General features: G+C 72.4%; 26 protein-coding genes. 13 read left to right on the top strand and 13 right to left on the bottom strand.

The window, feature by feature from the left end; genetic code table 11:
* Positions 1 to 2 precede the first annotated feature (2 nt).
* Complete coding sequence (locus OG937_05440) at positions 3 to 761, top strand: DeoR/GlpR family DNA-binding transcription regulator (protein ID WUD71169.1); 759 nt, start codon at positions 3 to 5, stop codon at positions 759 to 761.
* 60 nt (positions 762 to 821) lie between these two features.
* Here the strand turns inward: OG937_05440 and OG937_05435 are convergent, their stop codons facing one another.
* The 4 genes from OG937_05435 to OG937_05420 form a co-directional block, all read right to left on the bottom strand.
* Positions 822 to 1331, bottom strand: a complete 510-nt coding sequence (locus OG937_05435; GenBank protein WUD71168.1) for a DNA starvation/stationary phase protection protein — start codon at positions 1329 to 1331, stop codon at positions 822 to 824.
* A 149-nt stretch (positions 1332 to 1480) separates the two neighbouring features.
* Positions 1481 to 1918 (bottom strand): transcriptional repressor, encoded by a 438-nt coding sequence (locus OG937_05430; protein WUD71167.1) that lies wholly within the window; start codon positions 1916 to 1918, stop codon positions 1481 to 1483.
* A gap of 72 nt (positions 1919 to 1990) precedes the next feature.
* On the bottom strand, positions 1991 to 2200 hold the full coding sequence (locus OG937_05425; GenBank protein WUD71166.1) for a DUF2180 family protein: 210 nt from the start codon (positions 2198 to 2200) through the stop codon (positions 1991 to 1993).
* Positions 2201 to 2321: 121 nt separating this feature from the next.
* On the bottom strand, positions 2322 to 2948 hold the full coding sequence (locus OG937_05420; GenBank protein WUD71165.1) for a TetR/AcrR family transcriptional regulator: 627 nt from the start codon (positions 2946 to 2948) through the stop codon (positions 2322 to 2324).
* Positions 2949 to 3124: 176 nt separating this feature from the next.
* Here OG937_05420 and OG937_05415 point away from each other — a divergent pair, with 176 nt between their 5' ends.
* A complete protein-coding gene (locus tag OG937_05415; GenBank protein WUD71164.1) occupies positions 3125 to 4147 on the top strand; it encodes an aldo/keto reductase in 1023 nt (340 codons plus the stop codon).
* A gap of 74 nt (positions 4148 to 4221) precedes the next feature.
* Here the strand turns inward: OG937_05415 and OG937_05410 are convergent, their stop codons facing one another.
* Complete coding sequence (locus OG937_05410) at positions 4222 to 4710, bottom strand: carboxymuconolactone decarboxylase family protein (protein WUD71163.1); 489 nt, start codon at positions 4708 to 4710, stop codon at positions 4222 to 4224.
* Positions 4711 to 4835: 125 nt separating this feature from the next.
* On the opposite strand from OG937_05410, the gene OG937_05405 reads away from it, so the two are divergent.
* Positions 4836 to 5762: a pirin family protein gene (locus OG937_05405; protein ID WUD71162.1), complete on the top strand. Its 927-nt coding sequence runs from the start codon at positions 4836 to 4838 to the stop codon at positions 5760 to 5762.
* A gap of 55 nt (positions 5763 to 5817) precedes the next feature.
* Here the strand turns inward: OG937_05405 and OG937_05400 are convergent, their stop codons facing one another.
* A complete protein-coding gene (locus tag OG937_05400; protein WUD71161.1) occupies positions 5818 to 6669 on the bottom strand; it encodes a formate/nitrite transporter family protein in 852 nt (283 codons plus the stop codon).
* A gap of 71 nt (positions 6670 to 6740) precedes the next feature.
* Here OG937_05400 and OG937_05395 point away from each other — a divergent pair, with 71 nt between their 5' ends.
* Both OG937_05395 and OG937_05390 read left to right on the top strand, forming a co-directional pair.
* On the top strand, positions 6741 to 6941 hold the full coding sequence (locus OG937_05395; GenBank protein WUD71160.1) for a hypothetical protein: 201 nt from the start codon (positions 6741 to 6743) through the stop codon (positions 6939 to 6941).
* Between the two features lie 258 nt (positions 6942 to 7199).
* A complete protein-coding gene (locus OG937_05390; GenBank protein WUD71159.1) occupies positions 7200 to 8009 on the top strand; it encodes a helix-turn-helix domain-containing protein in 810 nt (269 codons plus the stop codon).
* Positions 8010 to 8076: 67 nt separating this feature from the next.
* Here OG937_05390 and OG937_05385 read toward each other — a convergent pair whose 3' ends face one another.
* The 3 genes from OG937_05385 to OG937_05375 are packed head-to-tail and all read right to left on the bottom strand — an operon-like array spanning position 8077 to position 10950.
* Entirely contained in the window at positions 8077 to 8934 is an 858-nt protein-coding gene (locus OG937_05385) for a catechol 1,2-dioxygenase (protein ID WUD71158.1), read from the bottom strand.
* 2 nt (positions 8935 to 8936) lie between these two features.
* Entirely contained in the window at positions 8937 to 9767 is an 831-nt protein-coding gene (locus tag OG937_05380) for a citryl-CoA lyase (protein ID WUD71157.1), read from the bottom strand.
* Positions 9760 to 10950: a CoA transferase gene (locus tag OG937_05375; GenBank protein WUD71156.1), complete on the bottom strand. Its 1191-nt coding sequence runs from the start codon at positions 10948 to 10950 to the stop codon at positions 9760 to 9762. The genes OG937_05380 and OG937_05375 overlap by 8 nt, the downstream gene beginning before the upstream one ends.
* A 316-nt stretch (positions 10951 to 11266) precedes the next feature.
* On the opposite strand from OG937_05375, the gene OG937_05370 reads away from it, so the two are divergent.
* The 4 genes from OG937_05370 to OG937_05355 all read left to right on the top strand — a co-directional run bounded on the left by OG937_05370 (position 11267) and on the right by OG937_05355 (position 16238).
* Entirely contained in the window at positions 11267 to 12658 is a 1392-nt protein-coding gene (locus OG937_05370; GenBank protein WUD71155.1) for an amidohydrolase family protein, read from the top strand.
* A 55-nt stretch (positions 12659 to 12713) separates the two neighbouring features.
* Entirely contained in the window at positions 12714 to 13241 is a 528-nt protein-coding gene (locus OG937_05365) for a DoxX family protein (protein ID WUD71154.1), read from the top strand.
* A 105-nt stretch (positions 13242 to 13346) separates the two neighbouring features.
* Positions 13347 to 14564: a phospholipase D-like domain-containing protein gene (locus OG937_05360; protein WUD71153.1), complete on the top strand. Its 1218-nt coding sequence runs from the start codon at positions 13347 to 13349 to the stop codon at positions 14562 to 14564.
* 210 nt (positions 14565 to 14774) lie between these two features.
* Positions 14775 to 16238 carry an amidase family protein gene (locus OG937_05355; GenBank protein WUD71152.1) on the top strand — a complete coding sequence of 488 codons (1464 nt, stop codon included), beginning with the start codon at positions 14775 to 14777 and terminating at the stop codon, positions 16236 to 16238.
* Between the two features lie 53 nt (positions 16239 to 16291).
* On the opposite strand, the gene OG937_05350 is transcribed toward OG937_05355, so the two are convergent.
* Complete coding sequence (locus OG937_05350) at positions 16292 to 17953, bottom strand: ATP-binding cassette domain-containing protein (GenBank protein WUD71151.1); 1662 nt, start codon at positions 17951 to 17953, stop codon at positions 16292 to 16294.
* Positions 17954 to 18330: 377 nt separating this feature from the next.
* Between OG937_05350 and OG937_05345 the strand changes: the two genes are divergently transcribed.
* The gene (locus OG937_05345) at positions 18331 to 19371 is read left to right on the top strand and encodes a serine/threonine protein kinase (GenBank protein ID WUD71150.1); all 1041 of its coding nucleotides are present in this window, start codon (positions 18331 to 18333) and stop codon (positions 19369 to 19371) included.
* Positions 19372 to 19374: 3 nt separating this feature from the next.
* Here the strand turns inward: OG937_05345 and OG937_05340 are convergent, their stop codons facing one another.
* A complete protein-coding gene (locus OG937_05340; protein WUD71149.1) occupies positions 19375 to 20526 on the bottom strand; it encodes a right-handed parallel beta-helix repeat-containing protein in 1152 nt (383 codons plus the stop codon).
* 229 nt (positions 20527 to 20755) lie between these two features.
* On the opposite strand from OG937_05340, the gene OG937_05335 reads away from it, so the two are divergent.
* Positions 20756 to 21166: a DUF3662 domain-containing protein gene (locus tag OG937_05335; GenBank protein WUD71148.1), complete on the top strand. Its 411-nt coding sequence runs from the start codon at positions 20756 to 20758 to the stop codon at positions 21164 to 21166.
* 15 nt (positions 21167 to 21181) lie between these two features.
* On the opposite strand, the gene OG937_05330 is transcribed toward OG937_05335, so the two are convergent.
* A complete protein-coding gene (locus tag OG937_05330; GenBank protein ID WUD71147.1) occupies positions 21182 to 21652 on the bottom strand; it encodes a helix-turn-helix transcriptional regulator in 471 nt (156 codons plus the stop codon).
* 60 nt (positions 21653 to 21712) lie between these two features.
* A complete protein-coding gene (locus OG937_05325) occupies positions 21713 to 22432 on the bottom strand; it encodes an SDR family oxidoreductase (GenBank protein WUD71146.1) in 720 nt (239 codons plus the stop codon).
* Between the two features lie 122 nt (positions 22433 to 22554).
* Between OG937_05325 and OG937_05320 the strand changes: the two genes are divergently transcribed.
* Complete coding sequence (locus OG937_05320; protein WUD71145.1) at positions 22555 to 23103, top strand: GNAT family N-acetyltransferase; 549 nt, start codon at positions 22555 to 22557, stop codon at positions 23101 to 23103.
* Between the two features lie 65 nt (positions 23104 to 23168).
* The gene (locus tag OG937_05315) at positions 23169 to 24146 is read left to right on the top strand and encodes a WGR domain-containing protein (protein ID WUD71144.1); all 978 of its coding nucleotides are present in this window, start codon (positions 23169 to 23171) and stop codon (positions 24144 to 24146) included.
* Positions 24147 to 24202: the final 56 nt, after the last annotated feature.

Raw genomic sequence — 24202 nt, 5'->3', positions numbered from 1 at the left:
TCATGGCTGGTACCGACCGACTCAGGCAGATCACCGAGGCCGTGCAGGAGGCGGGGCGCGTCGGCGTCGCCGAACTGGCCGCCCTCACCGGCGCCTCGGAGATGACCGTCCGCCGCGACCTGGAGGTGCTGGCCGCCCAAGGGGTCCTGGAGCGCTACCGGGGCGGCGCCCGGAGCCTGCTGTTGCGTGGCGAGGAACCGCCCTTCGGGCTCCGGTCCCAGGAGGGGCAGGAAGGCAAGCGGCGCATCGCCGCCGAGGTCGCCGGGCTGATCGCCGACGGTGAGGCCGTCGTCCTGGACAGCGGTACGACCTGCCTTGAGGTGGCCCGGGCGCTCGAACACCGCCGGCTGACGGTGATGCCCCTGTCCCTGCACTCGGTGAACGCCCTGACCGGTGCCCCGTCCCTGACCCTGCTCGTCCCGGGCGGCCGGCCGCGGCCCGGCGAACTGGCGCTCACCGGCCCGCTGACCGAGGCGTCGCTGGCCGCGCTGCGCTTCGACACCGCGGTGATCGGCTGCTGCGGGCTCAACGCCGCCAACGGCCTCACGGCCTACGACCTGGACGACGCCGCCGTGAAGCGGGCCGCCATCGGCTCCGCCCGCCGCGTCATCGCGGTGACGGAGGGGGCCAAGCTCTCCCGCACCGCCCTCGCCTTCGTCGCTCCGGCCACCGCGTTGCACGCCGTCGTCACGGACGACTCCGCGCCGCAAGACGCGGTCGGCGCACTGACCGCGGCGGGTGTCATGGTCCGGCAGGTGTGACCACGCGTCCGTCGTCCGACGTCGTCAGGGTGTCCTGCCCGCACGGAATGTGACGACAGGTCAGACGTGGGCGAGGCGGTCGCGCAGCATCCAGGCGTGCTTCTCCACGCACTGCAGCGTGGTGTTGACCAGGTCCCCGGTGGCCGGGTCCTCGCCGCCCGTGGCGCTGGACGCCGCGCGCAGCACGCATCCGACGGTGTTGAGGCGGCCGAGGACGAGGGTCGCGGCGCGGCTGTCCTCGATACGGCCCGCGGGGAACTCGGGGAGCGTCGTGGTCCGTGCCACGGTGTCGCTCCTGCCGTCGGGGGTGGCGCAGACGGCGCGCATCCGCTCGGCGATCTCGTCCGCCGCTTCACGGGCGGTTGCGGCGATCTCGTCCAGTTCCAGGTGCAGACCGCGGAAGCCGCGGCCGACGACGTTCCAGTGCGCCTGCTTGGTCTGTGCGTGCAGTTCCAGCAGGTCGACGAGGACGTCCTGGAGGCTGGCGGCCAGCGGCGCCGAGGCGGTGAACGGGGCGGCGTCGAAAGCGCGGCGCCGGTTGGTGGGGGAGGCGTGCAGGGTCGTGGTCACGATGGACTCCGTTCCCATGGGCGAGCGGTGTGCGGTGCGTGCCGCGAGGTCCGCGTCCGGCGGCGAGGTGGGAGGGGTGTGATGGGGCCGGTGACGGCCTTCGTCCTGGTGCGCTTCCCACACTACGCCTAGATTAGACCCGGTCAAATCTAGGCGCCGGTGGTGGCCTTCTGGCACTCGGCGCACAGGCCCCACCAGGTGATCTCGGCCTCGTCGATGACGAAGCCCTTGTCCTCCACGGGGTCCAGGCAGGGGGCCGCGCCGACCGTGCAGTCGACGTCCTCGACGCGCCCGCAGTTGCGGCACACCAGGTGGTGGTGGTTGTCGCCGACGCGCAGCTCGTAGCGCGCGGCGGAACCGGCGGGCTCGATGCAGCGGATCAACTGCACCCTGGTGAGGTCGTCGAGCACGTTGTAGAGGCCCTGCTTGGACAGTCCGCCCGCGCCCGGGGAGCCGACGCCGATCCTCGCCTCGAGCTCGGAGGCGGTGGAGTGGGGATGGCCCTGCAGGGCGCCGAGGAGGGCGCGGCGCTGTGCCGTACTGCGCAGCCCCTTGCTCTTGAGCAGGTCGCCCACTGACTGCTCCATGGCGGCGTCACGCTCCTTCGCGCACGAGATTTGACACAGTCAATTTTAGTGCACGTGCCGCCGTGGCCGTGCTCACTCGGCGGTCTCGGCCGTATGGCAGGTGGCGCAGACGACGCGGCGAGCGGGCAGGCGGCTGGTCGCCCGGCCGAGCCCCCGGGGCTGGTGGACGGGGAGGCGGGCGACGTGGGAGTGGTCCGCGCAGGTGAACAGGCCGCAACGGGTGCAGACGCCGATGCCTTCGCTGTCGTGGCGGGCTTCCTGGACACAGTCGTAGCACTTCACGCGGGTTCGCTCCGTGGGGTGGGGGAGGGGCGCGGCTCTCGTCGCCCCGCCCCTCGAACGTAAAGGCGAGAATTGACCGAGTCAAATCTGGGACCGTTCGCGTTCCGCCGTACGGGAGGACTCAGGCCTCCGGGCGGCGGTAGGTGCCGTGCCACTGCGACTCGGCCAGGTCGCGGGCCACGGCCTCGTCCCGGGCCGGGTCGCCGATCGCCACCTGACGCGCGATGACCTGCTCACCGCCCCAGGCCAGCACCTGCGCCGCGGCCGTCGCGTCCACCCCCCGGTGGAGGCGGCCGGCCTCCTGCTCCTCCTCGATCAGCCGGGTCATGTGCCGGGTGAACCGGTCGATCTCCCGCACCCTCGCCTCGCGCATCTCGGCGTCGTAGGCCGCCACTTCGGCGATGGCGGCGAGCAGTGGACCGCGCTCGCGGTAGTAGCGCAGCTGCTCCACGTAGATCGCCGCCAGGCCGTCGGGGCCGCCGTCCGGCCCGGTCGGGCGCCAGTCGCCGCCGATCCGGAACAGCTCCTCCTTCATGTGGGCGGTCAGTCGGACGAGCAGGTCGGTCTTGTCCCGGAAGCACAGGTAGAAGGTCGACCGGGCCACGCCCGCCTCCGCGGCGATCCGCTGGACGCCGAGCTCGGTGAAGGTGGCGCCGGCCTGGAGGAGCCGCTCGGTGGCGGCGAGGACCGCCGCCTCGGAGTCCGCGCGGCGCCTGGTCTGGCGGGTCGGGCGGGTGATCGATGCCATGTGTGCTGCTCCCTGGTTGACCGGACGCCCATTCTCTTCGTCCCGTAGGGTCACCGTACTGTCTCGGACGCTATGTCCGACACCATGTCGTGCATACTGTCCGATGTGCCCCGTGAACGGTGCACCGCTGTCCGGTCCGCGAGGCAGTGACACGCAAAGGCAAGGCAGACGACGACATGCGCTACACGCGACTTGGCAACACCGGACTCCTGGTGTCCCGGCTCGGCCTGGGCACCATGTCCTTCGGCGGAGGCGACCACGACTTCTGGAAGGTGCTCGGGGGCCTCGGCGACACCGAGTCCGGCAATATGCTGGACGCCGCGCTCGACGCCGGCGTGAACCTGATCGACACCGCGAACATCTACTCCGACGGCGAGTCGGAGGAGGTGCTCGGCCGGATACTCGGCGGGCGGCGCGACGACGTCGTCCTCGCCACGAAGGTCTACGGCCGGATGGGCGCCGGCCCCAACGACATGGGCCTGTCGCGCCTGCACGTCATGCGCCAGCTGGAGGACAGCCTGCGGCGGCTGGGCACGGACCGGATCGACCTCTACCAGATCCACAGCTTCGACCCGCTGACGCCGCTGGAGGAGACCCTCCGCACGCTCGACGACGCGGTCCGCCAGGGCAAGGTGCGCTACATCGGCGCCTCCAACCTCGCGGCGTGGCAGCTGATGAAGGCGCTGGGCGTCTCGGCCCTGCACGACCTGGAGCGCTTCGCCTCCCTGCAGGCCTACTACTCCCTCGTCGGCCGGGACATCGAGCGCGAGATCCTCCCCGCCGTGCGCGACCAGGGGCTCGGCCTGCTGGTCTACAGCCCCCTCGCGGGCGGTTTCCTGAGCGGCAAGTTCCGCCGGGGAGCGGAGCGCGACCGGTCGACGCGCTGGGGCAAGGGCTCGAACCCGCCGGTCGACGAGGCACGCGGATACGACGTCGTCGACCGCCTCGACGAGATCGCCGGGCGGCACGGCGCGACGGTCGCGCAGGTGGCCCTCGCCTGGGTGATGCAGCAGCCCGGGGTCAGCAGCGTGCTGGTCGGCGCGAGCCGCATGGACCAGCTGCAGGGCAACCTCGCCGCGGCCGGGCTCACGCTCACCGAGGACGACCTCGCCGCGCTCGACGAGGTCAGCCGGCTCGCCCCGGAGTACATCGAGCGGGTGCAGTCCGGCCCGGGGGCCCAGCGGGACCCGAACGGCTGAGCCCGCCGCAACGGGAGGGACGCGGCCCGGCCGTCACGAACGGCGGGCCGCGCCCCTTCGCGTACGGTCGTGGCTCACTGCCGCGGGCCGGGGCGGACCGGGTGCTTGCTCAGGATGGAGACCCGGTTGAAGGAGTTGATCGTGATCGCCACCCAGATCAGGGCCGAGAGCTCGTCGTCGCCGAAGACCTCGCGTGCGGCCTGGTAGGCCTCTTCCTGGGCGGCGGCGTCGGTGGGGTCCGTGGTCACCTCGGCCACCGCGAGCGCGGCGCGCTCGCGCGCGGTGAACAGCTCGGTGTCGCGCCAGGCCGGCAGCACGGTCAGCCGCTGCGGGGTCTCGCCGGCGTTGAGGGCGGTCCTGGTGTGCCGGTCGAGGCAGAAGGCGCAGCCGTTCAGCTGCGACACGCGGATGTTCACCAGCTCCACCAGGTCGTGTTCGAGCCCGGCCTCGGTGGCCACGGCCCGTACGGTCTCGGCGGCCGCCAGCATCGCCTTGTAGGCCCGCGGGCTCTGCTTGTCGATGAAGATCCGCCTGCTCCGCCGAACCACCGTGGTGTCGCTCACCAGCACTCCTTCGCCGGGCCGTCTCCGGCCGCTGTGGGATGCACCGTCGTCCGTCGGGGGCATCGCCGTATCATCGACTCCATGATTGTTGAAATTCGAAGCAGTCGTTGTGTGAGAAGCGCGACATGAGCGAGACCCAGCCCGAGGGCACCGTGGAGATCCTGTCCGCCCGTGACGTCCCGCTCGGCGGACCCCGCGCGATGACGGTGCGGCGCACCCTGCCGCAGCGGAACCGCTCGCTCATCGGCGCCTGGTGCTTCGCCGACCACTACGGGCCGGACGACGTCTCCGACACCGGAGGCATGGACGTCGCGCCCCACCCGCACACCGGGCTGCAGACCGTGAGCTGGCTCTTCAGCGGCGAGATCGAGCACCGCGACAGCCTCGGGACGCACGCCTACGTACGGCCCGGCGAACTCAACCTCATGACCGGCGGGCACGGCATCAGCCACTCGGAGGTCTCCACCGAGCGCACCACGGTCCTGCACGGCGTCCAGCTGTGGGTCGTGCTCCCCGAGCGGCACCGTGACACCGCCCCCGCCTTCCAGCACTACGTCCCGGAGCCCGTGGCGCTCGGCGGGGGCGTGGTACGGGTGTTCCTGGGGTCCCTGGCCGGCGACACCTCGCCGGTGCCGACCTTCACCCCGCTGCTCGGCGCCGAACTCGCCCTCGATCCCGGTGCGACCGTCACCCTGGCGATCGACCCGGCCTACGAGCACGGCCTGCTCGTCGACGCCGGCGACGTGGAGATGGCCGGCACCCGGCTGAGCCCGGCCGAACTCGGCTACCTGGCCCCCGGCGGCGACACCCTGACCCTGACCAACCACGCCGACGTCCCCGCCCGGGCGGTGCTGCTCGGGGGGCCTCCCCTCGGCGAGCGGATCATCATGTGGTGGAACTTCATCGGCCGCACGCAGGAGGACATCGAACAGGCCCGCTCCGACTGGATGACGGGTACCCGGTTCGGTGAGGTGAAGGGCTACGACGGCGACGCGCTGCCCGCGCCGGAACTGCCGCGGGTGCCCCTGAAATCGCGGGGGAACACGCACTGACCGGCGCGGTCCGGCGGCGGCCACCCGGGTCCGCCGCCGGACCGGTCCGCGTCACTCAGACCGGGACCGACTCCGGAGCCTCGACGGGGGCGGGCCCGCCGGCGGGCCTCCCCGGCCTGCCGCGGCCCACGAACGCGTACGCCGCGCCGACCAGCAGTCCGCCGCCGACGAGGTTGCCGAGGCCCACCAGCAGCAGGTTGCGCGCGAAGCCGGCGGCCGTCGCGTCCGGCACGTGCTCCAGCAACCCGAGCGAGTAGTACGTCATGTTGGCCACGACGTGCTCGAAGCCGGAGCCGACGAACGCCAGCAGGGCCCAGAAGATCAGCGCGATCTTGGCGCCGTCCGACCGGGTCCGCGCGGCCATCCAGACGCCCAGGCAGACCAGGAAGTTGCAGAGCACACCGCGGAAGAACAGCGCCCCGCCGGACTCCGCCGCCTTCGTCTTGAGCAGGGTGGTGAGCAGGGCGAGGGCCGGCGCGGTGTGCCCGGGAGCGGCGCCCGCGGTGATGACCCCGCTGCCGTGCACCAGCAGCGCGAACAGGGCGGACCCGATGAGGTTGCCCACGAACGAACCCACGACCAGGGCCACCGCGTTGGCGCCGCTGATGCTGCGGACGACGACGCCCTGGACCGTCGTCATCATGTTGCCGGTGGTGAGTTCGGCGCCGGCGAAGACCACCAGGGTGAGCGCCACGGCGAACAGCAGGCCCTGGACGAGTTTCGTGGACGGCGACCCCGCGGCCGCCAGCGGTCCGGTGACCGTGAGCAGCAGCACCGCCGCGACCCCGACGAACGCTCCGGCCAGCAGGGAGCTGACCAGGTAGCGGCCCGGACTGCGGAGGCCGGCGGCCTTCTCGGCGGCCGTCCGCCCCTGCTCGTCAAGGGCCTGGGACACGGGGATCGGCATGGTGTCACCTCTTCACTGATGTACCGGAATGTCCGTCCTGGTTTTCCCGATGCTAGGTCCGTGGAGGCGTCGTGAAGGAAAAGGAGTTGCACGTCACAGGGGAAATGACGCGCTATGTCATCGGCATGCAATCCGCAATGCAAGAACGGGTCAACGGAAATTCGGCCATGGGTAAAGTCGCGCTGCACGGCGGGTGGAGCCGCAGGAAGAAGCCGATCACCGGGCCGCCGCGGCGGGGATTGCCGAATGCGGCACGACCTCGCTTTGCCTGATGCGTGGCACCGGAAATCATCGCCCGGGTGTCATTGCCGGCGGAATGCGGGCCTTTCCTGTCGTGGCGGCCGTGGCCGGGTGCCGCCAAGGCCGCGTCGGCGGCGGACGATCGTCCGTATAATGGCCGCCGAGAGGATGCCCGTGCGGTTCGGTGCCCGCGAAGGGGAACGGACGCAGGCGCGACGCCGTCTGCGGGCGGTCCGCCCTGCGGTCACCGGTGGGCCGGGCATCGCCGTCGTGGACGTGGGAGGCATCGGATGGCAGGGCGCGGAAGCGGTCCGGACTTCGTGGAGGCGCTGGCCCGCGGGCTGGACGTGCTCGGCTGCTTCGACGCCCGGCACCGCCGGCTGACGCTGAGCGAGATCGCCGCCGCGACGGGGCTGGCGCGGCCGACGGCGCGCCGACTGCTGCTGACGCTGGAGGAGCTCGGCTACGTCCGCGCCGACCAGGGCGCGTTCACCCTCACGCCGCGCGTGCTGCGCCTGGGCATGTCCTACGTGGGCTCGCTCGGCCTGTGGGACGTGGCCCGCCCCCACATGGAGGCGCTGGTCACGCGGACCGGGGAGTCGTCCTCGATGGCGCAGCTGGACGGCTCCGACATCGTCTACATGGCCCGCGTCTCCGTACCGAAGATCATCGCGCTGCGGGTGGACATCGGCACCCGGTTCCCCGCCCCGCAGACCTCCCAGGGCAAGGTGCTGCTGGCCGCCCTGGGGGCGCAGGAGCTGGAGGCCGTCCTGGCCGAGCCCAGCCGCTCCGGGCTGCCGGAGTCCCCGCGACGGACGCCCGAGGAGTTCGCCGCGGAGCTGCGCACCGTCCGGGCCCGCGGCTGGGCGCTGGCCGACGAGGAACTCGCCCCCGGCGTACGGTCGGTCGCCGTGCCCGTACGGGACGGCGACGGGGTGGTCCGGGCGGCGATGAACGTCACCGTGCACGCCGCCGAGACCAGTGTGGACGTGCTCACCGGCACGTACCTGCCCCTGCTGCTGCGCGCGGCCGGGGACGTCTCGGCGGACTGGGCGCTGTGGCAGAGCCGGCCGCACGGCGAGGTGCGCCCCGCCGGCTGAGGCCCTGCCGGAACAGGGCACCGCGCCATGGCGGCGGTGACGCACCGCACCTGCGGCCGACGCCGCGTCAGCGGGGCTGCAGGACGAAGTCGTACTCGGCGAGCAGGTACGGCACGTCGACAGCCGTTCCGTCGGGGGCCGGTCCCGCCGGTTGTCCGGTGAACCGGACCACCAGCGCTTCCTTCGTGCCGAAGACGACGTCGCTGTCCAGGTAGTCGCTGCCCTCCTGGAACAGATGGGTGATCAGCTTCTCGTACCCCGGTTCGTCGACGAGGAAGTGGACGTGCGCGGGGCGGAAGTGGCTGATGTCGGTGGTGCTGATCAGGTCGCCGACCGGGCCGTCCATCGGGATGGCGTAGCCGCGTGGCGCGATGGTGCGGACGCAGTAGGTGCCGTCCTCGCGGGCCCGGTACTTCGCGCGCAGCCGCGCCTCGTCGATCTCGGGGAGCTGCGCCTCGTAGGCGCCGTCGGCGTCCGCCTGCCACACGTCGAGGACGGCCCCGGGCACGGGCTTGCCGTCCAGGTCGGTGACCTTGCCGGTGATGAACAACAGCGTTCCGGGAATGCCGTCGGACATGTCGAAGCCGTACGGGGCGGCGGGGGACCCGTCGATGTGGAAGGGTCCGAGGACGGTGGCGGGGGTGGCCCGCGGCGCGAACCTGTTGTTCAGCTGCACCACGAGCGTGCTCAGCCCGAACACGTCGGAGGCGAGGATCAGTTCCTGACGCTTGGCGTCGCTGATCCGGCCCGCCTCGGTCAGCCACTGGATCGCGGCCATCCATTCGTCCTCGGTGAGTTCCACCTCGCGCGCGAACGCGTGGAGGTGGCGGACCAGTGCGGACAGGAGCTCGGCCTGGCGCGGGGCGTGCGCGGTCGCCCAGCGCCGGGCCGCCAGTTCGGTGAGGTTGTCCTCGTTGACAAACACGGTCACTCCTTGGTGTTCCCTGCGGATTCGGTGTCCGGCCGCGGCGGGACGGGCCGGTTGTTCAGGTCGACGGAGAGGAAGATGTCGTTCGCGACCGGATCGCGCATCTCCTCGGCGAGCTGGCCGATGAGCCCGGCGGTGCGCGCGAGCAGGGCGAAGCCGCGCAGCAGCGGCAGCGGCAGCCCGAGGTCGGCGAGTGCGGCTCCGCACACGCCGGCGCCGTTGAGCGGCAGGGTCCTGCGCAGGACCTCGGGGTGCACGCGGCCGATGGCCGCGAACAGCGACAGGTGCGGGCCGAACAGGCCCTCCTCGGCGGCGATGGCCATCAGCCGGGGCGTGCGCGGGTCACCGTCCTTGTGCACGTGGTGGCCGAGGCCCGGGACGAAGCGGCCGGCCGCCCGCTGCTCGCGCACCAGGCGCAGCGCCAGTTCGTCCCAGCCGGAGTCGTCGTGGGGCGGTTCGCCGTGTGCGGCGAGGGCCTCGTGCAGGAACGTCCCGGTGTCCTCGGTGACGCCGAGGAAGCGCGAGCCGCCGCCGAGCAGCCCCGCGGCGAGCGCGCCCTGGACGGAGTCCGGCGCGGACAGGTACGTCAGCCGGGTGACGATGGCCGTGGGTGTGAAGCCGTGGTCGGCCAGGGCCGCGAGCACGGCTTCGAAGACCCGGGTCTCGCCGCGGCTCGGCCGGCGCTGCGTCGCCAGCCAGAAGGCGAGTTCGCCGAAGCCGACCGTGCCCATGATGTCCTCGGCGAGGTCCTGGCCGAGCAGGGTGATGCTCTTGCGGTCCGAGGCGCCCAGCGCGGTGGGGTAGCCGCCGGACGCGGACGGGTCAGTCACGGGTGTCCTCCGCGTCCTGGGCCAGCCATGCGCGCAGTTCGGCGCCGTGCTCGTCGAGTTCGGGCGGCGGCAGCCGGTACACGGCGGGAGTGGCCGAGAAGGTGACAGGGTGGCGGGTCGTGGGCACCGCGCGATCACCCTCGCCGACGGTGACGACCGGGTCCAGGCCGAACCGCTCGGCCATGGCGAAGCCGCCGTCGATGGTGTTGATCGGCCCGCTCGGCACACCGGCCTCGACCAGCAGCTCGAACCATTCGTTCGCGCCGCGCTTGGCCAGTTGCTCCACGAGCAGCGGCCGCAGCTCCTCCCGGTTCGCGGTGCGGTCGGCGTTGCGCGCGAAGCGCGGGTCGTCGGGGACCCCGGGGATGCCGAGGACCTCGCACAGCTTGCGGAACTGGCCGTCGTTGGCGGCGGTCACGATCAGGTCGTTGTCGGCCGTGGGGAAGGGCTCGTAGGGGAACACGCTCGGGTGCGCGTTGCCCATCCTGTACGGGACCGCACCCCCTGCCACGTAGGCCGAGCTGTGGTTGACCAGTCCGGTCAGCGCCGACGACAGCAGGTTGACCTCGACGTGCTGGCCCTCGCCGGTGGCGTCGCGGTGCCGCAGCGCGGCGAGGATGCCGATGGCCGCGTGGTTGCCCGCCATGACGTCGAAGACCGAGATCCCGGCCCGGTACGGCGGGCCGTCGGGCTCCCCGGTGAGGCTCATCAGCCCGGAGACGGCCTGCACCATCAGGTCGTAGCCGGGCACCTTGCGCCCGGCGCCGGAACCGAAACCGCTGATGGAGGCGTAGACGACGGCCGGGTTCCCGGTCCGCACCGACGCGTAGTCCAGCCCGTACTTGACCAGGCCGCCGGGCCGGAAGTTCTCGATGACGACGTCCGCCCGGTGCGCGAGTTCGCGCGCCGCCTCCAGGTCGGCCTCGTCGTGCAGGTCGAGTGCGATGGAACGCTTCCCGCGGTTGATGCCGAGGTAGTAGGTGGACACCTCGCCGCGCACCGGGGGCGTCCAGCTGCGGGTGTCGTCCCCGCGCGGGCCCTCGACCTTGACGACGTCCGCACCGAGGTCCGCCAGCAGCATCGTGGCGTAGGGCCCGGCGAGGATGCGGGAGAAGTCGGCCACCAGCAGCCCGGACAGCGGGCCCGCCGGGCCCGGTCGCGCAGGCGCGGTGCTCTCTGACATCCAGTGTCACCTTTCATCTGACCGCAGGACGGACAGCCGTCCGTCTATGTGATTCTGTTGCGGAAAGCCGGGGGCGTCAAGGGTGATCGTCACCGCAGTGGCCGGTCAGAGGCCTGCCGGCACTGCGGTGTCTCGTTTTGCTACAGGGTCGGGGTCCGTCCGCGGGCGTGTGCACTCCGAACTGCGTCGCGAGGCTAGCGCTCGACCCATTGGCCGAATAGCGTACCTGTGTCCGTCAAGCGGCCAAGGGAGTTCAACGATGGATAAGGTCGAGGCATTTACCCCGGGGCGGCCCATTGTCCTGCGGGGTGGGACCGTGTTGCCCGTCAACCGTGAGCGCGAGGTCCTCGTGGACACCGACGTGCTCGTCGTCGACGACCGGATCGCGGCGGTCGGTCCGCGACTGGCGGTCCCCGACGGGACGGCGGAGATCGACGCCACGGGCGGCATCGTGATGCCGGGCATGATCGACACGCACCGCCACATGTGGCAGACCGCGATGCGCGGCTACGGCGCCGACTGGACCCTCACCCAGTACTTCGTCTGGTACTACCTGGAACACGGCAGGAAGTTCCGTCCCGAGGACGTCCACGCCGGCAACCGGCTCGCCGCCGTGGAAGCCCTCGACGCCGGTGTCACCACCGTCGTCGACTGGTCGCACGGCCTGCAGACCGTGGACCACGCCGACGCTGCCGTGGACGCCCTGCGGTCCGTGCCCGGCCGCTTCGTCCTGGCCTACGGCAACATCCAGCAGGCCCCTGCGGAATGGACCGCCGCGCCGGAGTTCCGCGACTTCGTCGCCCGCCGCATCGACGGCGACGACATGCTCGGGTTCCAGCTCGCCTTCGACGTCACGGGCGACCCCGCCTTCCCCGAGAAGCCCGCCTTCGAGGTGGCCCGCGAACTGGGGGTCGCCGTCACCACCCACGCCGGGGTGTGGGGCGCCACCAACGACGACGGCATCCGCCTCATGTACGAGAACGGCTTCATGACCCCGCAGACCGTGTACGTCCACGCCTCGACGCTCAGCGCCGACTCCTACCACCGCATCGCGGCCACCGGCGGCTCGGTCTCGGTGTCGACGGAGAGCGAACAGAGCGCCGGCCAGGGCTACCCGACGACCTGGGCCATCCGCTCGCACGACATCCCCGTCTCCCTGTCGATGGACACCAGCGTGTGGTGGAGCGGCGACCTGTTCTCCGCCATGCGCACCACCCTCGGCGCCGACCGCGCCCGCGCGCACCTGGAGGCGCACGCCAAGGGCGACACCGTCACCCACTGCGCCCTGCGCGCCGACCAGGTGGTGGAGTGGGCCACCCTCGGCGGGGCCCGGGCCCTCGGCCGCGAGCGGGACCTGGGCAGCCTGGAGGCCGGCAAGAAGGCCGACATCGTCCTGCTGAAGAACGACCACTCGCCGGTCTCCTTCCCGCTGCTCAACCCGTACGGCCAGGTGGCCTTCCAGGCGCAGCGCGGCGACGTCCACACCGTGCTCGTCGACGGACGGGTCGTCAAGCACGAGCACCGCCTGGTCGGCGTCGACCTGGCCGCCGTACGGCGCGAGGTCGAGGAGACCGTCGACCACCTGCGGTCCGCCATGGGCGAGGAGGAGTGGCGCAAGGGGATGAACCCCGACGTCCCCGAGACGAAGGTGCTCGACAACCCCTACACGTACACCGACTACCGCAGCGCCTCGACGCACGGCCGGTGACAGCGACGGCACGGCCGGCACGGGTGACACGAGCGACACGAAGGAGAACCGAGAGATGAGCATGGGGCTGCTGCTGCTCCGACTGCTGCTCGCCGCCCTGCTCTTCGGCCATGCCACGCAGAAGCTGCGCGGCTGGTTCGGCGGAGCGGGTCTGACGGGTACCGGCGCCGTCTTCGAGCGCTACGGCATCGTCCCCGGGCCGCGGATGGCCCTGGTCGCCGGGGCGGCCGAGCTGACGGGCGCGGCGTCGGTCGCGGCCGGACTGCTGACGCCCGGCGGGTGCGCGGTCGTCGTCGGGACGATGACGGTGGCCGCCGTCTCGACGGCGCCGGGCGGCTTCTGGGCGCTGAAGGGCGGCTGCGAGGTGCCGTTCCTCTACGGCGCGGTCGCCGGGTGCCTGGGCTTCACCGGGCCGGGGGAGTGGTCGCTCGACCACGTCCTCGGCCTGAGCTGGCGGCCGGCCCCCGCCTGGGGCGCGGCCGCGCTCGCGGCCGGACTCCTCGCGGCGACGGTGCCGCTCGCCGGCCGCGCCAAGGTGCGCAGGAGCAGGAGGGAGTCCCCCGAGTCCCACGGGAACGCGTAGTCACTCCGGATAAGCCGCCTCCGGCCGGGCATACGGCTGGAGTACGCCACGCGACGCCGCGGCCGGACGGGCCGCGGCGGTACCGGAACCGGGGGGCACGACGGCATGGGCGCTTCGCTGGAGGAGACCGACCGCACCGACGGAGACCGGCCGGAGCGCTCCGTCGCCGACCGCAAGCAGGAACTGCGCCGCCGCCTGGAACGGCTCATCGGCATCGCCGCGACCGAGGGCAACTGCCTGCAGGCCCTGCGGAACGGGGACGAGATCTTCCCCGCGATGCTGGACGCGATCCGCGCGGCGAAGCACACCGTCGACATGACCACCTTCGTCTACTGGCGCGGCCAGATCGCGCGTGACTTCGCGCACGCGCTGGCCGCCAAGGCGGCGGAGGGGGTGCGGGTACGGCTGCTGCTGGACGGCTTCGGCGGGCGGCTGATCGAGCAGGAACTGCTGGACGGCATGGACCGGGCCGGCGTGGACGTCGCCTGGTTCCGCAAGCCCGTGCGGCTGTCGCCGTTCAAACAGAACCACCGCTGCCACCGCAAGGTCCTGGTGGTCGACGCCGAGGTGGCCTTCACCGGCGGCGTCGGCATCGCCGAGGAGTGGTGCGGCGACGCCCGGCACCCCGGCGAATGGCGGGACACCCACGTCCGGGTCACCGGGCCGGCCGTGGACGGCCTGGCCGCGGCGTTCGCGCAGAACTGGGCGGAGTGCCGGCGCAACGGGCTGTTCGACGACCGTGACCGCTTCGGCGAGCACGAGCAGAGCGGAGGCGCGATCGTCCAGGTCGTCCGGGGCTCGGCGAGCGTCGGCTGGCAGGACATGCGCACCCTGCTCCGGGTGGTGATCGCCTCCGCGGAGCAGCGCATCCGGCTCGCGACCGCGTACTTCGCGCCCGACCCGTACTTCGTCGGCCTGCTCTGCCACGCGGCGGCGCGCGGGGTGGAGGTCGAGATCCTGCTGCCCGGCCCGTACACCGACAAGCGCGTCTGCCAGCTGGCCGGGCAGCGCTACTACCAGCGGCTCCTCGACTGCGGCGTGCGGATCTGGCACTACCTGCCGACCATGATGCACGCCAAGGTGATCACCATGGACGGGGTCGCCACCCTGATCGGCTCGACCAACTTCAACCGCCGCTCCCTCGACCACGACGAGGAGGTGATGCTGGCGGTGCTCGACGAGAACTTCACGTCCGTCCTCGACGCCCACTTCGACGAGGACCTGCTGCGCAGCGACCCCGTCGACGGCACGCGGTGGCGCACCCGTTCCTCACTGGAGCGGGCCCAGGAGGTGGCGACCGCGCCCATCCGCCGCTTCCTGTGAGCATCATGGTGTCGCCCCACGAGACGGCCGCGGGGGCGTACGGACACCGGGCGCGTCAGCGCACCGCTCACCCTGGAGGGCGACATCGACGTCAACACCGGCCCCGAACCGGCAACGACAGGCAGCCGGACCGACGCCGCCGACGCGGCGCCGCACGAACCGTTCCCCGCCGACCTGGAGGTCGCGACGGTCGCCGAGCTGACCGCCCTGATGGCCTCGGGGCGCATCACGAGCGTCTCCCTCACCCACGCCTACCTGCGGCGCATCGAGGAGCTGGACGTCGGCGGACCGGCCCTGAACGCGGTGCGCTGCGTCAATCCCGCCGCCCTGGAGGAGGCCGCCGCGGCCGACGCGCGCAGGGCGGGCGGCGACGCCGGCGGGCCGCTGCTGGGCATACCGGTGCTCGTGAAGGACAACGTCGACGTCCTCGGCATGCCGACCACCGCCTGCTCGGTGGTGCTCGCCGACTCCCACCCCGCGCAGGACGCCCCGCTGGTGACCCGGCTGCGCGAGGCGGGTGCGGTGATCCTCGGCAAGGCGAACCTCACGGAGTTCGCCAACTACCTCACCGTCGGCATGCCCAGCGGTTACAGCTCGCTGGCCGGTCAGGTGCTCAACCCGTACGACCTGAGCGAGACGCCGAGCGGCTCGAGCGCCGGTTCGGGGGTCGCCGCCGCGGCCGGACTGGCCGCCGTCACCATCGGCACCGAGACGGACGGGTCCATCCTCAGCCCGGCGTCGGCGACGTCCGGGGTCGGGGTGAAGCCCACCCTGGGCCTCGTCAGCCGCACCGGCATCGTGCCCATCGCCTCCAGTCAGGACACCGCGGGCCCGATGACACGGACCGTCGCGGACGCCGCCGCCCTGCTGACCGTCCTCACCGGCACCGATCCCGAGGACCCGGCCACCGCCGGCAACCCGCTCGAAGGCCACGACTTCACCGCCGACCTGTCCCCGCAGGCCCTGCGCGGCGCGCGCATCGGTGTCGTCGCGGAACAGACGCCCGAGGACGGCACGGACGAACGGGCCCTGTGGGACGCGGCCCTGGACGCACTGGCGCGACGCGGCGCCGAACTCGTCGACCTCGGCATCGAGGCGCGCCGCCGGTACGACGTCGCCTCCCCGGTGCTGAGCCACGAGTTCAAGCGCGACCTGAACGCCTACCTGGCGCGGCTGCCCGAGGGCGCACCGGTGCGCACCCTCGCCGACGTGATCGCCCACAACGAGGCCCACGCGGACGACGCCCTGAAGTTCGGGCAGACGCTCGCGCTCGCCGCACAGGCCAGGGACCTCGGGCCGGACAGCGCCGACACCGTCGAGTACAAGGCGGCCCGGGCCCGGGACCTGGAGGAGAGCAAGGACCGCATCGACGCCCTGATGGCCGAACACGCCGTCACCGCCCTGCTGTTCGTGAACAGCGGCAGCTCGTCCATCGGCGCCAAGGCGGGCTATCCCTCGGTCACCGTGCCCGCGGGCTACCTCGCGGCCAACCGCCGCCCGTTCAACATCACCTTCCTGGGACGGGCGTGGACCGAGCCGCTGCTCCTCGGCTACGCGCACGACTACGAGCAGGCGACCCGGCTGCGCAGGCCGCCGTCCGCCGTCAACCCCACCCTGCTGCGCCGCCGTCCGCTCGCCGTGCCGGCGCCGAGGGCGGCGGACGCGGAGCGCTGACGGCGTCGGCGCGTGGGACCGGACCGCCCCGCACGAGCGGGGCGGTCCCACGGTCAGTCGTCCCCGGCGTCCTCCAACAGGTGGCGCACCTCCTCGGCGGTGGTCTCGTGGAGTTCCTCGCCCACGAGCAGCCAGCGCGTGATCCCGACCGACTCCAGGAACGGCAGGTCGTGGCCGGCGATGACGAGTGCGCCCCGGAAGGACGCGAGGGCGGTCGTCAGCTGACGGACGCTGTCCATGTCGAGGTTGTTGGTGGGCTCGTCCAGCATCAGCAGCTGCGGGGCCGGCGTGGCGAGCATCGACGCCGCCAGGGCGGCGCGGAAGCGCTCCCCGCCGGAGAGGGTGCCCGCGGGCTGTTCGGCGCGGGCACCCCGGAACAGGAACCGCGCGAGCCGGGCGCGGATCTCGTTCTCGGACACCCCGGGAGCCACGCGGGCGACGTTCGCCGCCACGCTCAGCTCCTCGTCCAGGACGTCGAGGCGCTGCGGCAGGAACCGCAGCGGCACGTGCGTCCTCGCCTCGCCCGACAGCGGGGCGAGTTCACCGGTGAGGGTGCGCAGCAGTGTCGTCTTGCCGGCCCCGTTGCGGCCGACCAGCGCGACGCGTTCCGGCCCGTGGACGTGGAGGTCGCCCTGGCGCAACCTGCCGAAGCGTGGCCGCAGTCCCCGCAGGGTGAGCACGGTGCGGCCCGCCGGGACCGCGGTGTGCGGCAGGTCGACCCGGATCTCCGCGTCGTCGCGGAGCGCGTCCGCGGCGGCCTCGCGGCGTTCGCGCGCCTGGGCGAGCCGTTCCTCCTGCACGCCGCGGAGCCGGTCGGCGGACTCCTGCGCGGAACGCTTGCGTTCGCCTGCGACGATCCGCGGGGCGCGGCGCTGGGCGTCCATCTTCCGGCTGTGCCGCCGTCGGCGGTCCGACGCGATCCGTGCCTCCTCCAGTTCGCGGCGCTGGCGGCGCACGTCGGCCTCGGCGGCGCGGAGCGCGCGCCCGGCCGTCTCCTGCTGGGCGGCCACGGTCCCCTCGTAGTCGGACCACGCCCCGCCGTACCAGGTGACGGAGCCCGCGCGCAGTTCGGCGACGCGGTCCACGCGTTCCAGCAGTTCGCGGTCGTGACTGACCACGACGAGGACGCCGGAACGCCAGGATCCGACGGTCTCGTGGAGCCGGCGGCGCGCGAAGAGGTCGAGGTTGTTGGTGGGTTCGTCGAGCAGGAGGACGTCGGGGCGGCGCAGCAGCAGTGCGGCCAGGCGCAGCAGCACGGTCTCGCCGCCGGACATCCGGCCGACGGTACGGTCCAGTCCGAGGCCGCCGAGCCCGAGGGAGCCCAGGGTCGCCAGGGCGCGTTCCTCCACGTCCCAGTCGTCGCCGACGGTTTCGAAGTGCTCCTCGCCGACGTCCCCCGCCTCGATGGCCCGCAGGGCGGCGCGCCGTTCGGCGATGCCGAGGGCCTGGTCGACGCGGAGCGCGGTGTCGAGGGTGACGTCCTGGGGCAGGTAGGCGAGGCTGCCGCCGACGGTCACCGACCCCCGGGTGGGGGGCAGCCGGCCGGCCAGCAGCTTCAACAGGGTGGACTTTCCGGTGCCGTTGGCTCCGACGAGCCCGGTGCGGCCCCTGCCGATGGTGAGGGAGAGCCCGTCGACCACGGGTGTGCCGTCCGGCCACCGGAAGGAGAGGCCGGAGCAGCCCAGGGACGGGCCGGTCGGGGTGGGGATGGACATGATGATCCTCGCAGTCGCAAGCGCAGGGGTGGCGGGCTTCGTGTGCGAGCACCACGCGGCGACCGTGCGGGGACGGGGGGTGCGGTCCTCCGGGGAACGGGGACGGCTCGAGCACCGAGGTCGCATGCGCGCGGGGTCACGGGCGGCGGGAAGGCCGGCTGCTGCGTGACCGGCGGACGGCGGTGGGGCCGTGCGCGCGATGATCGCGGACCTCAGATGAGCAACGTCCACCTCTATCGGAGACGACAGGACCCAGGAACTGTACCTCAGGCCTCGGGGGAAACGCGCGACCGCGAATTGCCGGGGCCCGGTCGATACAATTCAGAAAGGGAGCGCGGAAAGGTCTCCGATGTCGGGCCGCGTGGCGGTGGTGCGCGATGAATTCGATTCCGCATGACGTGAGCGTGTACGCCGGGCGGTCCTCCGGGCTCATCGGGGCCCAGATCGCCGGCTACCGCGTGGAGCGGGAGATCGGCCGCGGCGGAATGGCCGTGGTCTACTGCGCCCGGGACCTGCGGCTCGACCGTACGGTGGCTCTGAAGCTGCTCGCCCCCGAGCTGGCCCGCAACGACACCTTCCGCCGCCGTTTCACGCACGAGTCACGGGTGGCGGCCGCGATCGACCACCCCCACATCGTGCCGATATTCGAGGCCGGGGAGACCGACGGTGTCCTCTACATCGCGATGCGTTACGTCTCGGGCCTCGACCTGCGGGCGCTCTTCGACCGGGACGGTCCGCTCCCCATTCCCACCGCCCTGCGCATCGCCACCCAGGTGGCCTCCGCACTGGACGCGGCGCACGACCACGACCTGGTGCACCGCGACGTCAAACCGGGGAACGTGCTCGTCGCCAAGGGCACCGACAGCGAGCACCCCGAGCACGTCTACCTCACGGATTTCGGGCTGACGAAGAAATCGCTGTCGCTGACCGGATTCACCACGGTCGGCGAGTTCGTCGGCACCCTGGACTACGTGGCGCCCGAGCAGATCTCCGGGCGCCCGGTGGACGGCCGCTGCGATCTCTACAGCCTGGCCTGCGTCGTCTACGAGAGCCTGACCGGTGGCCTGCCCTTCGAGCGCGAGGAGGACATGGCCCTGCTGTGGGCGCACCAGTACGATCAGCCGCCACCCCTCAGCGAGCGGCGGCCGGACATCCCGCCGGCCATGGACGACGTCATGGCCAAGGCGCTCGCGAAGGTCCCCGAGGACCGTTACGACTCCTGCCTGGAGTTCGTGGGTGCCCTGCGGGCGGCCGCGGCCGTGACCGCGCCGGAGGAGGGTTCCGCGCGGAGCGTTTCCCCCGACCACCAGGTGACGCGGGTGGCGCCCCGGGCGCCCGTGCTCCCCACGCTCCCGGGACCGCCGCCGGACCCGCCGATGTGGGCCCGGGCGGTCTTCCGTCGTCTGCCGGGTCTTTGAACGTCAGCTGCTGGGCGCGGTGCTCGGCGCGGTGCTCGGCGCGGTGCTGGGCGAGCTGTTGACCAGCTGCTTGGGTTCGGTGGTCTCCGAGGTGTTGTTGACGAAGGTGTTCCCCTTGCCCTTGAGGTCGCGGTTGGCGAGGTCGGCGGGCTTGTTGCCGCGGGCGACGTTGTCGCGGATGGTGTTCTCGGAGTTGGACGTCCCCACGACGCTGCCGAACAGCACGATGCCGCCGGACATCGGGGACTTGCCGCTGTTGTCGCGCACGTCGTTGTCGGTCACGACGGTCTTCTCGACGCCCGTGAGCAGGATGCCCGTGCCCTGGATGAACGGGAGGCGGGCGCTGGGCGCACAGTACTTGTTGTTGCCGGTCACCGTGTTGCGGGTGACGGTCAGCGCACCGCCGCGCGGGACGCCCTCGTCGCCGACGACGAAGACACCGCCGCAGTTGCCGGTGACCTGGTTGCTCTCGACCGTGACGCCCCGGACGCGGCGCAGTCCGATGCCGATCCGGTTCTCCGCCAGTTTGTTGCCGTCGATGACGGCGCCCTGGGTGTCGAGCGCACCGCCCTCGGTGTCCATGGAGTTGGCGAGGAAGATGCCGGAATCGCCGTTGTTGCGGGCGGTGTTGTCACGGAAGACGGTGCGGACGGACTTCTCCGCGAGGATGCCCTGCACCTTGTTGTCCCGTGCCGTGACACGGACGACCTGCAGGCCGTCGGCCTGCGTCGCGTGGATGCCGGCCTTCTTGAACCCGGCGACCGTCAGCGACTCCAGTGTCACGTCGGACGCCTTCTTCTGCGCCGTACCGGTGACGCAGATTCCCTCGCCCGCCTTGGCGCAGGCGTTCTCCTTGCCCTTCGTGCTCGGGGAGATGACGGTGCCCGTACCCGCTCCGCGCAGCGTCAGCCGCGGCGTGCTGATCTGGACGCTCTCGTGGTAGGTACCGGCCGCGATGTCGATGACCTGACCGGGCTTGGCGCGGTCCACCGCCGACTGGATGGATTCCCCCGCGCGGACGGAGATCTTCTTCTGCGCGTCCGCGGACTGCGAGGCCGTGGGCTGCGACTCGCCGCCGCACGCGACCGCGCCCCCCACGATGGTCGCCGTGGCGGCCGCCGCGATGACGGCCCTGCGGGACCGACAGAGCTTCATGTGTGTGCACCTGCTTTCCGTGACATGTGATCAGCCGAAAACAGACGCTATGGACGGATGTGACACCTCGCCACTCCAGAGCCAGTGGCATGCGGGCGACGGGGCCCTGATCGGCCGGTGGCCCCCGGGCTCACGGGGGTGCCGGGTTCGGTGGCCGGAATCGATCCGGTACGGCTGATGGGGTGGCCGCGGCCGCATCAGGGCCCGGGCCCCGGGCAGGCGCATCGTCATGGGAACACTGAAACGATGGGAACGGGTGATCGAGCGCTGGGAACAGGTGCTGGTGGCGAAGCTGATCCACCGTGAGCCGGTGGAACTGGTGGACGCCCTGCGCCGCGAGTGCGACGAACGGGCGGTGGTGTGCAGTTCGAGCCGCGTGGTGGTGCCGAACGTGTACACGGTGGAACTGGCCGACGCCCCGCACCGGGAACTGATCCCGCATCGGGCCCGCGTGGGGGAGGCCTTGACGGATTCGCTGCTGCGTCACGCCGACCGGCGCGGCTACGAGTGGGCCGGCCCGGTCACCGTGCGCATCGTCCGGTCCGCCGAGGTGCCCAACGGGCGTTACCGGGTGAGCAGCAGGCCCATGAGCCGGATCCGCGCGGACGCGCTCGCCCGGATCGCGCCCGGGTGGTCGTGAGCCACGGTGGCGCGGTCAGCGGGCGACGCCCTCCGAGGGGGTGAACGCCACGCCCTCCGGCGGGAGCACGGTGCCGGCGTCGTCGACGAAGGCGACGCTGACCGGGCGGCCCTCGTCCGCCGAGCGCCGCAGATGGCTCGGCCCCCGCGCGGGGGTCCGGTGCGTGTCGCCCCACTGCTGGAGCGCCGCGAGGATCAGCCGCAGCTCCTCGCCCGCCGGCGTCAGGTGGTAGCTGTACCGGGTGCGGCTGCCCGGTTCCCGGTACGGCCGCTTCTCCATGATCCCCTCGTCCACCAGCGAGCCCAGGCGCCCGGTCAGCAGATCGGGCGCGATGCCGAGCTCCCGGCGGAAGTCCGCGAAGCGCGTCACCCCCCGGATCGCCGCCTCACGCAGGACGAGCAGCGTCCACTTGTCGCCGACGACCTCGAGGGTCCGGGCGATCGAGCAGACGGTCTCCTCCTTGCCGGTGGCCTTGGCGCTGGACATGCCCCCAATGTACCTCTGGATTGACATCTCCAATTCAGCTGCTCCCGCGGCGTGCGGCGGTCAGCGGGCCGCCGGTGCGGGCAGGCCCGGGTAGAGCAGTTCGAGTCCGCCGGACAGGGCGGCCCTGACGCCGCGGCTCCGGTCGTCGACGACGACCTCCAGGGCCCGCTGCTCGATGCCGTCCAGGGCCAGGCCCGCCACCCACGCGGGGTCCACCTTGTCGGAGGGGTCGACGTAGTCGGCCATCTCGGTGTCCATGTAGCCCACGTGGAGCGCGGTGACGTCGATGCCGGACGGGGCGAGCTCCTGCCGGAGGACGTTGGTCATCGCCAACTCGGCGGCCTTGGCCACGCTGTAGCCGCCGTATCCCGGGAGGTGGATCCAGGACAGGATGGACAGGACGTTGAGGACGGCTCCGCCGCCGTTCGCGGCGATCACCGGCGCGAAGGCCCGCGTGACGCCCAGGGAGCCGAAGAAGTGGGTCTCCATCTCCAGGCGGATGTCGGCCATGTTCCCCTCGGCGAGCCCCACGTGGGTGCTGACGCCCGCGTTGTTGATCACGAGGGTGGCGTCGGAGGCGGTCCGGGCCGCCCGCGCGATCGACTCGGGGTCGGTGATGTCCAGCCGGAGCGGCTCCACGCCCGGCAGGTCGAGGGCGTCGGGGTTGCGGACGCCGGCGTAGACCTTGGCGGCGCCCCGGTCGAGCAGCCGGGTCGCCAGGTGACGGCCGAGGCCGCGGTTGGCGCCGGTCACGACGGCGACGGAGTTCTTGATGTCCATGAGGAGCGCTCATTCCGTTGTGCTGAGTAGGTATATCCAATCTAGGTCAGCTGGATTCTGAAAAGCAACTCAGCTAGGAAATGACCTTGCCCCGGGGCCGCGGCTGCCGTTGGCTGGGCGGCGTGACCGAACTGAGCACCGAACGCCTGATCCTCCGCCGCTGGCGGGACCGCGACCTCGCGCCCTGGGCGGCGATGAACGCCGACCCCGAGGTGCGGGAGCACCTGGGGGAGCCGCTGACCCGGGAGCAGAGCGACGCGTCCGTGGCCCGGTTCCTGGCCGAATTCGACGAGCGCGGCTACGGCTGGTGGGCGGTCGAGATCCGGGCGACCGGCGGGTTCGCCGGCTTCGCGGGCCTGGACCGGGTGGACGACGGCCTGCCGTTCACGGGAGTGGAGATCGGCTGGCGCCTCGCCCGTGCGGCCTGGGGCAAGGGCTACGCCACCGAGGCCGCCCTGGCCGTCCTGGCCTTCGGCTTCGGCACCCTCGGGCTCGCCGAGATCCTCGCGGTGACGACGGCCGGGAACCTCCGCTCCCAGGCCGTCATGCGCCGCATCGGCATGACCCGCGACCCCGCCGGCGACTTCGAGGACCCCACCGCCCCCGAAGGGCCGCTGCGCCCCAACGTGCTGTACCGGATCACGGCGGGCGCCCCGGTCGAGGCGCCCTAACATGGCCGCCGGGAGGCGGCGCGCAGTGCACGGGCGACGCCGCGGACGCCGGAGGACGGACACGGATGACAAGGTGGCGGCGGTTCGAGTCCCCGGGGGCCGGGAGGACCGAGTACCGGGAGATCCGTCAGGAGGGGATCCGCTGCTTCCTGCGCTGGGGCTCCGTCGGTGCGGACGGCAAGGGGAGCACCTCGACGCTCGACGACGAGGAGCACGCCCGGCGCCACGCCGCGCGCAAGGCCGGCGAGTGGCTGCGGAAGGGTTTCGTGGAGGTCGACCCGCCGGAGGACGACACCGGACCCGACCCGGAGGCGAAGGTCCTCGACGTGCTGCGGGCGGGCGCCCGCCCGCACGCCCGGCCGCACGCCCCGGCCCAGGAGTACCTGCCGGTCGAGGGCTTCGAGCAGGTGTACCGCCATGTGCTCGCGCCCGGGCGGCCGGCGGGTTTCCACGAGTACGTGGTCCTGCGCGACGACGGACGCAGCGCCGTCCGCTTCGCCGTGCGGTCCGACCGGAGTGACGCCGCGGCGGTGTCCGCCTTCCTGGACTTCGTCCGTACCCGTCGCGACCTGGCCTTCGACGGGCGCTCCCACCACAAGGTGCCGCTGCCGGAGCCGGTCGGGGCGTTCAGCCACGCGCTGTTCTGCGCACCGGCCCTCGGACGGGGCTGCGTCGCCTACCCCGCCATCGCCGACCGTGTCGCCGCGGCCTTCCCGGTCTTCGACTGCGAGATCGGTGACGCGGATCCCGAGGTTCTGGTCGACGCGCGGATCCACGGGCACGGCTCGCTGCCGTACGCCGACTGGGCCCGCCGGCCGCAACCGGTCGTCGACCTCCGCTTCGACGTCCAGCCGTCCCATTACCGGCGGACACGGACGTTCAAGGTGTTCGGCACCGCCGATCTCGAGGCCCTCCTGGCGGCGCTGCCGGGCGCGGACCCCGGCAGTTGGCTGGAAGTGCGCTCCTTCCGCGGCGAGACCCGGCGCGTCACACCCGCCGCGGTCCCGTCCCTCGCGGAGGTGACGTCCTTCCTGCAGGGCTGAGGCGGCCCCGAGTGGTGACCTCGCCCGCCTGCGCAAGACTGGGAACCTGAGGACCG

It is taken from the genome of Streptomyces sp. NBC_00510, assembly GCA_036013505.1.
Lineage (GTDB): Bacteria > Actinomycetota > Actinomycetes > Streptomycetales > Streptomycetaceae > Actinacidiphila.
Note: the sequence above shows the minus strand (reverse complement) of the source record. Positions and strands in the feature narration are given on the sequence as shown.

Coding starts and splice junctions, on each gene's coding strand:
- OG937_05440 (WUD71169.1), top strand. CDS start 3: ATGGCTGGTACCGACCGACTCAGGCAGATCACCGAGGCCGTGCAGGAG.
- OG937_05430 (WUD71167.1), bottom strand. CDS start 1,918: ATGGAGCAGTCAGTGGGCGACCTGCTCAAGAGCAAGGGGCTGCGCAGT.
- OG937_05420 (WUD71165.1), bottom strand. CDS start 2,948: ATGGCATCGATCACCCGCCCGACCCGCCAGACCAGGCGCCGCGCGGAC.
- OG937_05415 (WUD71164.1), top strand. CDS start 3,125: ATGCGCTACACGCGACTTGGCAACACCGGACTCCTGGTGTCCCGGCTC.
- OG937_05405 (WUD71162.1), top strand. CDS start 4,836: ATGAGCGAGACCCAGCCCGAGGGCACCGTGGAGATCCTGTCCGCCCGT.
- OG937_05400 (WUD71161.1), bottom strand. CDS start 6,669: ATGCCGATCCCCGTGTCCCAGGCCCTTGACGAGCAGGGGCGGACGGCC.
- OG937_05390 (WUD71159.1), top strand. CDS start 7,200: ATGGCAGGGCGCGGAAGCGGTCCGGACTTCGTGGAGGCGCTGGCCCGC.
- OG937_05375 (WUD71156.1), bottom strand. CDS start 10,950: ATGTCAGAGAGCACCGCGCCTGCGCGACCGGGCCCGGCGGGCCCGCTG.
- OG937_05365 (WUD71154.1), top strand. CDS start 12,714: ATGAGCATGGGGCTGCTGCTGCTCCGACTGCTGCTCGCCGCCCTGCTC.
- OG937_05360 (WUD71153.1), top strand. CDS start 13,347: ATGGGCGCTTCGCTGGAGGAGACCGACCGCACCGACGGAGACCGGCCG.
- OG937_05355 (WUD71152.1), top strand. CDS start 14,775: ATGGCCTCGGGGCGCATCACGAGCGTCTCCCTCACCCACGCCTACCTG.
- OG937_05350 (WUD71151.1), bottom strand. CDS start 17,953: ATGTCCATCCCCACCCCGACCGGCCCGTCCCTGGGCTGCTCCGGCCTC.
- OG937_05345 (WUD71150.1), top strand. CDS start 18,331: ATGAATTCGATTCCGCATGACGTGAGCGTGTACGCCGGGCGGTCCTCC.
- OG937_05340 (WUD71149.1), bottom strand. CDS start 20,526: ATGAAGCTCTGTCGGTCCCGCAGGGCCGTCATCGCGGCGGCCGCCACG.
- OG937_05335 (WUD71148.1), top strand. CDS start 20,756: ATGGGAACACTGAAACGATGGGAACGGGTGATCGAGCGCTGGGAACAG.
- OG937_05330 (WUD71147.1), bottom strand. CDS start 21,652: ATGTCCAGCGCCAAGGCCACCGGCAAGGAGGAGACCGTCTGCTCGATC.
- OG937_05325 (WUD71146.1), bottom strand. CDS start 22,432: ATGGACATCAAGAACTCCGTCGCCGTCGTGACCGGCGCCAACCGCGGC.
- OG937_05315 (WUD71144.1), top strand. CDS start 23,169: ATGACAAGGTGGCGGCGGTTCGAGTCCCCGGGGGCCGGGAGGACCGAG.